Origin of the sequence: Gilliamella sp. Bif1-4, from assembly GCF_001690535.1 — a bacterium.
GTDB lineage: Bacteria > Pseudomonadota > Gammaproteobacteria > Enterobacterales > Orbaceae > Gilliamella > Gilliamella bombi.
Genome location: NZ_LZHC01000064.1, coordinates 1 through 4,035 on the forward strand (window position 1 = coordinate 1; position 4,035 = coordinate 4,035).

At 48.8% G+C, this 4,035-nt stretch carries 2 tRNA genes and 3 rRNA genes; all 5 read left to right on the forward strand.

Annotated elements, in window-relative coordinates:
* Positions 1-340, forward strand: a 16S ribosomal RNA gene (locus A9G25_RS11010); the annotation flags it as partial.
* A gap of 58 nt (positions 341-398) precedes the next feature.
* Positions 399-475 (forward strand) — tRNA-Ile (locus A9G25_RS11015).
* 56 nt (positions 476-531) lie between these two features.
* A tRNA-Ala gene (locus A9G25_RS11020) sits at positions 532-607 on the forward strand.
* 250 nt (positions 608-857) lie between these two features.
* Positions 858-3,757 (forward strand): 23S ribosomal RNA (locus tag A9G25_RS11025).
* Between the two features lie 157 nt (positions 3,758-3,914).
* A 5S ribosomal RNA gene (gene rrf / locus A9G25_RS11030) occupies positions 3,915-4,030 on the forward strand.
* Positions 4,031-4,035 lie beyond the last annotated feature (5 nt).

Sequence of the window (4,035 nt, forward strand, 5' to 3'; positions counted from 1 at the left end):
CATGGCCCTTACGACCAGGGCTACACACGTGCTACAATGGCGTATACAAAGGGAGGCGACCTCGCGAGAGTAAGCGGACCTCACAAAGTACGTCTAAGTCCGGATTGGAGTCTGCAACTCGACTCCATGAAGTCGGAATCGCTAGTAATCGTGAATCAGAATGTCACGGTGAATACGTTCCCGGGCCTTGTACACACCGCCCGTCACACCATGGGAGTGGGTTGCACCAGAAGTAGATAGCTTAACCTTCGGGAGGGCGTTTACCACGGTGTGGTTCATGACTGGGGTGAAGTCGTAACAAGGTAACCGTAGGGGAACCTGCGGTTGGATCACCTCCTTACGAAGTGCTTGTAAGTGTTCACACAGATTGTTTGTTTAGAAGAAAGAGTCACTTTATTGGGTCTGTAGCTCAGGTGGTTAGAGCGCACCCCTGATAAGGGTGAGGTCGGTGGTTCAAGTCCACTCAGACCCACCAATTCAACATAAGTTTTGCTGGTTTTGGCTTTAACGGGTTGAAGAAGTGAACACAATGGGGCTATAGCTCAGCTGGGAGAGCGCCTGCCTTGCACGCAGGAGGCCAGCGGTTCGATCCCGCTTAGCTCCACCATTAAAGAAGTCTCTTTTAAAATAAATTATGTTTGTATTTACTTGATTTAGTGGTTTAAGTGAATAGAAAGATAAAGCTCTTTAACAATTAGGAACAAGCTGAAAGAAACGAGTTCTCGTTTTTATGAAAAGCTTTTTATTATAGATTGAGTTGAGGTTTGTTGAACTTCAATTGAATAATCTAAACAAAAAGAGAATAAGTAAGAAAGAGAAGAAAGCGTAATTTAAACTAAGACAACTGTGAGTTGTAAGGTTAAGAAATTAAGCGTACACGGTGGATGCCTAGGCAATCAGAGGCGAAGAAGGACGTGTTAATCTGCGAAAAGCGACGGTAAGCTGATAAAAAGCGTAATAGCCGTCGATGTCCGAATGGGGAAACCCAGTGTGGGTAACCACACTATCATCTAATGAATTCATAGTTAGATGAGGCGAACCGGGAGAACTGAAACATCTAAGTACCCCGAGGAAAAGAAATCAACCGAGATTCCCTGAGTAGCGGCGAGCGAAAGGGGAGCAGCCCAAGCGGGTAGCATAAAGTATTAGTGGAAGCGTTTGGAAAGTCGCACGATAGAGGGTGAAAGTCCCGTACACGAAGGTACGTTATGTGGAAGCTTATAGAGTAGGGCGGGACACGTGATATCCTGTCTGAAGAAGGGGGGACCATCCTCCAAGGCTAAATACTCCTGATTGACCGATAGTGAACCAGTACCGTGAGGGAAAGGCGAAAAGAACCCCGGGAGGGGAGTGAAATAGACCCTGAAACCGTGTACGTACAATCAGTGGGAGCTGTTACCGTTGGGTAATAGTGACTGCGTACCTTTTGTATAATGGGTCAGCGACTTATATTCTGTAGCAAGGTTAACCGAATAGGGGAGCCGAAGGGAAACCGAGTATTAACTGTGCGTTAAGTTGCAGGGTATAGACCCGAAACCCGGTGATCTAGCCATGGGCAGGTTGAAGGTTGGTTAACACTAACTGGAGGACCGAACCGACTAATGTTGAAAAATTAGCGGATGACCTGTGGCTGGGGGTGAAAGGCCAATCAAACCGGGAGATAGCTGGTTCTCCCCGAAAGCTATTTAGGTAGCGCCTCATGAGTGACTGTTGGGGGTAGAGCACTGTTTCGGCTAGGGGGCCATCCCGGCTTACCAACCCGATGCAAACTCCGAATACTGACAAGTTGAATCATGGGAGACACACGGCGGGTGCTAACGTTCGTCGTGAAGAGGGAAACAACCCAGACCGCCAGCTAAGGTCCCAAAGTCATAGTTAAGTGGGAAACGAAGTGGGAAGGCTTAGACAGCTAGGATGTTGGCTTAGAAGCAGCCATCATTTAAAGAAAGCGTAATAGCTCACTAGTCGAGTCGGCCTGCGCGGAAGATGTAACGGGGCTAAAACTATGCACCGAAGCTGCGGCAGTGCACGCAAGTGTATTGGGTAGGGGAGCGTTCTGTAAGCCGTAGAAGGTGTGTTGTGAGGCATGCTGGAGGTATCAGAAGTGCGAATGCTGACATAAGTAACGATAAAGCGGGTGAAAAGCCCGCTCGCCGGAAGACCAAGGGTTCCTGTCCAACGTTAATCGGGGCAGGGTGAGTCGACCCCTAAGGAGAGGCCGAAGGGCGTATCTGATGGGAAACGGGTTAATATTCCCGTACTGGCTATAACTGCGATGGGGTGACGAAGAAGGCTAGGTTTACCACCTATTGGATGGTGGGTTAAGCGTGTAGGGGTGTGATTAGGCAAATCCGGTCACTAAAACTCTGAGGCGTGATGACGAGCTGCTAAGGCAGTGAAGTAATTGATGCCCTGCTTCCAGGAAAATCCTCTAAGCTTCAGGTTATAGGTAATCGTACCCGAAACCGACACAGGTGGTCAGGTAGAGAATACTCAGGCGCTTGAGAGAACTCGGGTGAAGGAACTAGGCAAAATGGTGCCGTAACTTCGGGAGAAGGCACGCTGATATGTAATTGAAATCCCGTGCGGACGTAGGTGAAATCAGTCGAAGATACCAGCTGGCTGCAACTGTTTAATAAAAACACAGCACTGTGCAAACACGAAAGTGGACGTATACGGTGTGACGCCTGCCCGGTGCTGGAAGGTTAATTGATGGGGTTATGCGCATGCAGAAGCTCCTGATCGAAGCCCCAGTAAACGGCGGCCGTAACTATAACGGTCCTAAGGTAGCGAAATTCCTTGTCGGGTAAGTTCCGACCTGCACGAATGGCGTAATGATGGCCAGGCTGTCTCCACCCGAGACTCAGTGAAATTGAAATTGCCGTGAAGATGCGGTGTACCCGTGGCAAGACGGAAAGACCCCGTGAACCTTTACTATAGCTTGACAGTGAACATTGAGCCTTAATGTGTAGGATAGGTGGGAGGCAAAGAAGCACGCACGCCAGTGTGTGTGGAGTCGACCTTGAAATACCACCCTTTAATGTTTGATGTTCTAACCTATACTTCTGAATCGAGGTAAGGGACACTGTCTGGTGGGTAGTTTGACTGGGGCGGTCTCCTCCCAAAGAGTAACGGAGGAGCACGAAGGTTAGCTAATCCTGGTCGGACATCAGGAGGTTAGTGCAATGGCAAAAGCTAGCTTGACTGCGAGAGTGACGGCTCGAGCAGGTACGAAAGTAGGTCATAGTGATCCGGTGGTTCTGAATGGAAGGGCCATCGCTCAACGGATAAAAGGTACTCCGGGGATAACAGGCTGATACCGCCCAAGAGTTCATATCGACGGCGGTGTTTGGCACCTCGATGTCGGCTCATCACATCCTGGGGCTGAAGTAGGTCCCAAGGGTACGGCTGTTCGCCGTTTAAAGTGGTACGCGAGCTGGGTTTAGAACGTCGTGAGACAGTTCGGTCCCTATCTGCCATGGGCGTAGGAAAATTGAGAGGGTTTGCTTCTAGTACGAGAGGACCGAAGTGAACGCACCGCTGGTGTTCGGGTTGTGATGCCAATTGCATTGCCCGGTAGCTACGTGCGGAATAGATAAGTGCTGAAAGCATCTAAGCACGAAACTAGCCTTGAGATGAGTTTTCCCTGAAGAGATTCAGTAAGGTCCGTTTGAGACTAAGACGTAGATAGGTCAGGTGTGTAAGTGTAGTGATACATTGAGCTAACTGATACTAATGAACCGAGAGTCTTAACCTTACAACTCGGAGTTGTTTTGGGTTACGCAGAAGTTATTCCTAGATGAGAAAATCATCGAAAAGAGAATAGAGATTGAAAAAACAGTTTGTTCCGAATTGAGTGATTGTTGTTGATATGAGATAATGGACAGCAATTAAGAAAGAGAGAACAGAATATGTCTGGCGGTAATAGCGCGGTGGTCCCACCTGACCCCATGCCGAACTCAGAAGTGAAACGCCGTAGTGCCGATGGTAGTGTGGGTATTACCCATGTGAGAGTAGGGTGCCGCCAGACTTTTA